Source organism: Pseudomonas sp. CM25, assembly GCF_013179705.1.
In the GTDB taxonomy this organism is placed as follows: domain Bacteria; phylum Pseudomonadota; class Gammaproteobacteria; order Pseudomonadales; family Pseudomonadaceae; genus Aquipseudomonas.
The window spans coordinates 1-4,700 of the sequence record NZ_JABMCW010000385.1 but is presented as its reverse complement, the minus strand read 5'-3'; the positions used below and the strand labels follow the sequence as shown (position 1 = coordinate 4,700).

The following is a 4,700-nucleotide window of genomic DNA, read 5'->3' as shown; positions in this document are numbered from 1 at the left end:
CCGCTGCCGAGGAATACGCCCGCCACATCGGTGTGCCGGTGCATGCGCTTGATTACCGGGTGTTCGCCGCCCACCCGCTGGCCGTGCGCATACACGACCAGTACTACGTGCGGGCAATCCAGCAGGTGCACCCGGACCTCAGCCTGAGTTTCTATTGCGCGGTGGAAAACGGCATCGTGCTCACGGCCATGACCCCAGGGCCGCTGCTGCCGAACCTGCAACAGTTGTTCGATGGCCTGCGCCAGCGCCTGGGCCAGCTGCTGCTGACCATCGGCTGCGACTGCTTCCTGCGGCGCCTGGAACTGGAGGGCCGCAATGGCCTGGAGCCAGTTGGTGCGTGCTTGCGCGAGCAGCGGGTGATCGGCTTCAACACCTACGGAGAGCAGTTCAATGGCATGCACATCAACCAGACCTTCACCGGGGTCGCCATTGCCCGCCCCCGGCCTGCCGTCGGTCGCTGAACTGCAGGCCGAGGTCACCGGCCTGCAGCGCCAGAACCACAAGCTGCAGCGCATCAATGGCGCGCTGATCGAACGCATCGAGTCCGGCGTCACCCGCGGCAACGACCCCTATGCAGCGTTCCAGCATTCCGTGGTGCTGGCGGAACAGGTGCGCGAACGCACAGATGCCCTGAGCCAGGCCATGGCTGAGCTCAAGGCCCTCAACCGGCTGCTCAGTGAGGCCCGGCAGCGGGACGAAACTGCCCACCAGCACCAGATCCGACTGATCACCGACAATGTCCCGGCGCTGATCGCCTACCTGAACGCCGACCTGGTCTATGAATTCACCAACAAGGTGTATGAAGAATGGTACTGCTGGCCGCGCGGCGTGATGCTTGGCCAGAGCCTGCGCCAGGCCCACAGCGAGCAGCATTACCGGCGCCTGGAAGGCTACGTGGCGCAAGCGCTGGCGGGGGAGAGCGTAACCTTCGAATTTGCCGAAACCAACAGCAACGGCCAGGAGCGCTACATGCTGCGTTCCTACGTTCCCAACCGGCTGGCCAGTGGCGAGGTGGTGGGTATCTTCGTGCTGATCCGCGACATCACCGAGCGCCGTAACACTGCGCAGGCGCTGCACCAGGCTTATCAGCACCTGGAACTGCGGGTGCGCGAACGTACCGCCGAACTCACCACCCTCAACGACCAGCTACTGCGCGAAATCGAAGAACGCAGCCGGGTCGAGTCGCGCCTGCGAGAGGCCAAGCGCGAGGCCGAACAGGCCAACCTGTCGAAAACCAAGTTTCTCGCTGCGGTGAGCCATGACCTGCTGCAACCGTTGAACGCGGCGCGGCTGTTTACCAGCGCCTTGCTCGAGCGCGGGGAACCACACAACAGCGCCCACCTCGTACGCAACGTCAGCAACTCGCTGGAGGACGTGGAGAACCTGCTTGGCACCCTGGTAGATATTTCCAAGCTCGATGCCGGGGTGATCAAGGCCGATGTCGCCCCGTTCGCCCTCAGCGAGCTGATCGACAACCTCGCCGCCGAATATGCCCAGGTGGCGCGCAGCGAAGGGCTTGAACTGCACTTCGTGGGCTGTTCTGCCGTGGTGCGCAGTGATATCCAGCTGCTCGCGCGCATTCTGCGCAACCTGCTCAGCAATGCCATCCGCTACACCCGCAGCGGGCGCGTGGTGCTGGGTTGCCGACGCCTGCGCGGCGGTCTGCGGATCGAAGTGTGGGACAGCGGTATCGGCATCGCCGAAGAGCATCTGGAAGAGATGTTCCAGGAGTTCAGGCGCGGTGATGTACAGCGCCCGGACCAGGACCGTGGCCTGGGTCTGGGCCTGGCGATCGTGGAAAAGATCGCCGGCATTCTCGGCCATCGCATTCGGGTGCGCTCGTGGCTCGGCAAGGGCTCGGTGTTCGCCGTCGAAGTGCCGCTGAGCGCAGTAGCACCCAGCCCCCAGCCAAGCCAGGCGACCTGCGCACGCACACTCGAACGCCTGCGTGGTGCGCGGGTGTGGGTGCTGGATAACGATGCGGCAATCTGCGCCGGCATGCGCACATTGCTTGAGGGTTGGGGGTGCCAGGTAGTCACCGCGCTGTCGGAAGAAGACCTGGCGCGCCAGGTGGACAACTACCACGCCAGGGCAGACCTTCTGATCGCCGACTACCACCTGGACAATGACTGCAATGGTATCGACGCCGTGGCCCGGATCAATGCTCGCCGCGCCCAGCCCCTACCGGCGTTGATGATCACCGCCAACTACAGCAACGAACTCAAGCAGCAGATCCGCGAGCTGGGTCACACCCTCATGCACAAACCGGTGCGGCCGATGAAGCTCAAGACCGCGATGAGCCACCTGCTGGCCATGCCAATGTAGGCGCTGCCTTGCCGGTACGCCGGTCCAGCTCAGCGCCGCAGGTAGTCAGCGAAATCGATATCGCCAGCACTGAGGATGGCCTGCACGCGGTTGTGCACGTTCAGCTTGCGCAAGATCGCCGAAACGTGTGCCTTGACTGTGGTTTCGGCGATATCCAGGGTGTAGGCGATCTGCTTGTTCGACTCGCCCTTGGTCATGCGCTCGAGCACCAGCAGTTGTTTGCGGGTCAGCGCCTGGAGCATCTCGGGCGGGAAGCTCGGGGTGTCGTTGAGGCGCCGGCTGGTGCTGCTTTTCTGGGCGCGGATGATGTCGGGCGGCAGGTACACGTTACCGTTGAGGATCTGCTCGATCGCTTCGATCATCTGTGAGCGCGGCGAGGATTTGGTGATGAACCCCACGGCGCCGTAGGTAATGGCCTGCAGCACGACCTGCTTTTCCTGCTCGGCCGAGACGATCACCACGGGCGTGGTCGGCGCCTCGTTGCGCAGGGTGATCAGGCCATTGAGCCCGTGCATGCCGGGCATGTTCAGGTCGAGCAGGATCAGGTCGAGGTCCTCATGCGCCTGGGTCAATGCCAAGGCGCTGTCCAGGTCGGCCGTTTCCATGACCTCGCTGCCTTGGAAGCCATCGCTGATGACATTGTGGATGGCTTCGCGAAACAGTGGGTGATCGTCGGCAATCAGAATTTTGTACATGGCCTTTTCACCTCGTTTTTATTGGATAGGGCGGGCACGTGTTCGCAGGCAGTGTATTCAGGGGAAAGGCACCGGTTGGGCCGGCTGCAGCGGCAGGTTGGCCTGCTGCCAGGCGTCCAGACCGTCGCGGTACCAGTACAGGTTGTGATAGCCGAGGGCTTTTGCGCGTTTTACCGCGTTCCAGCTCAACCAGCAATCGGCGCGGCAGTAAAACACCAGCGCTTGCCCCGGCTGCCCGGCGCTGGCTGCCTGCAGGTTACGCACGAAGTAGGCCTGCCAGGCCGGGCTCAATTCGCCGTCGCCGGTATTGGCCAGCCACAGGCTCCCGGGGAGGTTGCTGTGGGGTTCGTCCTCGATGAAGCGGCCTTGCAGCCATTGCCTGCGGTAGACGTCGATCAGCACCGGCCGGGGTTGCTGGCTCAGCAGCGTTTGCAGGGCAGCGGTATCGATGACCTGGCCGCCGTCGACTTGCTGTGGGGTCGGGCTGCGATAGAGGGTGGTGCGATAGCCTTCGGGGGAGAACATCGGCGCCGTGTCGGCCTGGGCCACGCTCAGTGACAGGCTGAGTGAAAGGGCCACCAGCAGAGGGCATGGGAGCCGGGGCAGGGCACGTGGCATGGGTTTTTTCCTTTTTGTTATGGAGCCATTACATGCCAGTGGCGGTGCTTTGTGAATGCGACGATAGACAGCAAAGGTAGTACTAAAGTAGTACGCGGATGGGGGCCGGTCTCCCCGCCTGCTGGCGGGGGCTGGCTTGGTCTTTTGGGGAGGGGGCTCACCTCTGCGGCTTCAGCTCAGCATGGCCACCCAGGCCGACACCAGCAACACTCCCGCCAATACCTGATTGAACACCCGCAACCGCTGCACCCCCTGCAACCACCGCGCGCTGCCTACCCCCAATGCCGCCCACGCCGCCATGCACGGCAGGGCAATCAGCAGAAACACCAACGCCAGCTGCCACACCGGCAGCGACGGTGCTGCAAATACGCCGACCACCGCCACGGCCATCAGCCACACCTTGGGGTTCACCACCTGCAACGCCGCCGCGCTCACGGCGCTGAAGCCGTGCGCCGTGGCGGCCTCAAGCGGTGCTGCCGCGCTGCGCAGCATCTTCCACGCCAGCCAGCTCAGCCACAGCACCCCGGCCCAGCTCATCATCTGTTGCGCCAACGGGTAACGCAGCAGCACCTCACCCAGCCCCAGACCGACCAGCAGCACGATCGCCGCAGCTGCCCCGCAGGCCGCAGCGATGGGCGCCAGGCTCGCGCGCAGGCCCAGGCGGGCACCGTGGGCGAGGATCAGCAGGTTGGTCGGCCCCGGGCTGATGCTGGACACCAGGGCGAAAAGGATGAAGGGCAACAGCGAGTGCGACATGATCAAGGGCTCCGGAAATCGAAGTACCATGCTCGCTGCCCACAGCCCGTCAGTCTGGAAGGTTTGAGCAGCGCCTGCGGTAGTCGGCCGGGGTCAGCTGGTAGGCGCGGCGGAACCAGCGCCCCAAGTGGCTCTGGTCGGCAAAGCCCAGGGCCACGGCCACTTCGGCCGGGGTCTGGCCCTGGGCCAGCAGGCGCCGTGCCCGGGCCAGGCGCAGCTGGATCAGGTAGGCATGCGGCGCCAGGCCGAATGCGGCCTTGAACGCGCGGGTGAGGCGGAAGCGGTCGATGCCGCAAGCCTGGGCCA

Annotated in this window: 6 protein-coding genes; 2 read left to right on the top strand and 4 right to left on the bottom strand. The window is 64.6% G+C overall.

Annotated elements, in window-relative coordinates; genetic code table 11:
• Window positions 1-461, top strand: a 461-nt coding sequence (locus tag HP546_RS26140; RefSeq protein ID WP_172231501.1) for an FIST C-terminal domain-containing protein, incomplete at its 5' end; no start/stop codon positions are given.
• Window positions 391-2,325 carry a NahK/ErcS family hybrid sensor histidine kinase/response regulator gene (locus HP546_RS26135; RefSeq protein WP_372242465.1) on the top strand — a complete coding sequence of 645 codons (1,935 nt, stop codon included), beginning with the start codon at window positions 391-393 and terminating at the stop codon, window positions 2,323-2,325. The genes HP546_RS26140 and HP546_RS26135, both read left to right, overlap by 71 nt.
• Window positions 2,326-2,354: 29 nt before the next feature.
• Here HP546_RS26135 and HP546_RS26130 read toward each other — a convergent pair whose 3' ends face one another.
• The 4 genes from HP546_RS26130 to HP546_RS26115 form a co-directional block, all read right to left on the bottom strand.
• Window positions 2,355-3,020: a response regulator transcription factor gene (locus tag HP546_RS26130; protein ID WP_172231495.1), complete on the bottom strand. Its 666-nt coding sequence runs from the start codon at window positions 3,018-3,020 to the stop codon at window positions 2,355-2,357.
• Window positions 3,021-3,077: 57 nt separating this feature from the next.
• Window positions 3,078-3,638, bottom strand: coding sequence for a PQQ-dependent catabolism-associated CXXCW motif protein (locus HP546_RS26125; RefSeq protein ID WP_172231492.1), 561 nt, complete (start codon window positions 3,636-3,638; stop codon window positions 3,078-3,080).
• Window positions 3,639-3,809: 171 nt separating this feature from the next.
• A complete protein-coding gene (locus HP546_RS26120) occupies window positions 3,810-4,394 on the bottom strand; it encodes a LysE family translocator (protein WP_172231489.1) in 585 nt (194 codons plus the stop codon).
• A 49-nt stretch (window positions 4,395-4,443) separates the two neighbouring features.
• A partial coding sequence (locus tag HP546_RS26115; RefSeq protein ID WP_172231486.1) for a helix-turn-helix domain-containing protein occupies window positions 4,444-4,700 on the bottom strand: 257 nt, incomplete at its 5' end.

Bases quoted from the DNA above. Each gene is read 5' to 3' on its own strand.
- HP546_RS26135 (WP_372242465.1), top strand. From the start codon at position 391: ATGGCATGCACATCAACCAGACCTTCACCGGGGTCGCCATTGCCCGCC.
- HP546_RS26130 (WP_172231495.1), bottom strand. From the start codon at position 3,020: ATGTACAAAATTCTGATTGCCGACGATCACCCACTGTTTCGCGAAGCC.
- HP546_RS26125 (WP_172231492.1), bottom strand. From the start codon at position 3,638: ATGCCACGTGCCCTGCCCCGGCTCCCATGCCCTCTGCTGGTGGCCCTT.
- HP546_RS26120 (WP_172231489.1), bottom strand. From the start codon at position 4,394: ATGTCGCACTCGCTGTTGCCCTTCATCCTTTTCGCCCTGGTGTCCAGC.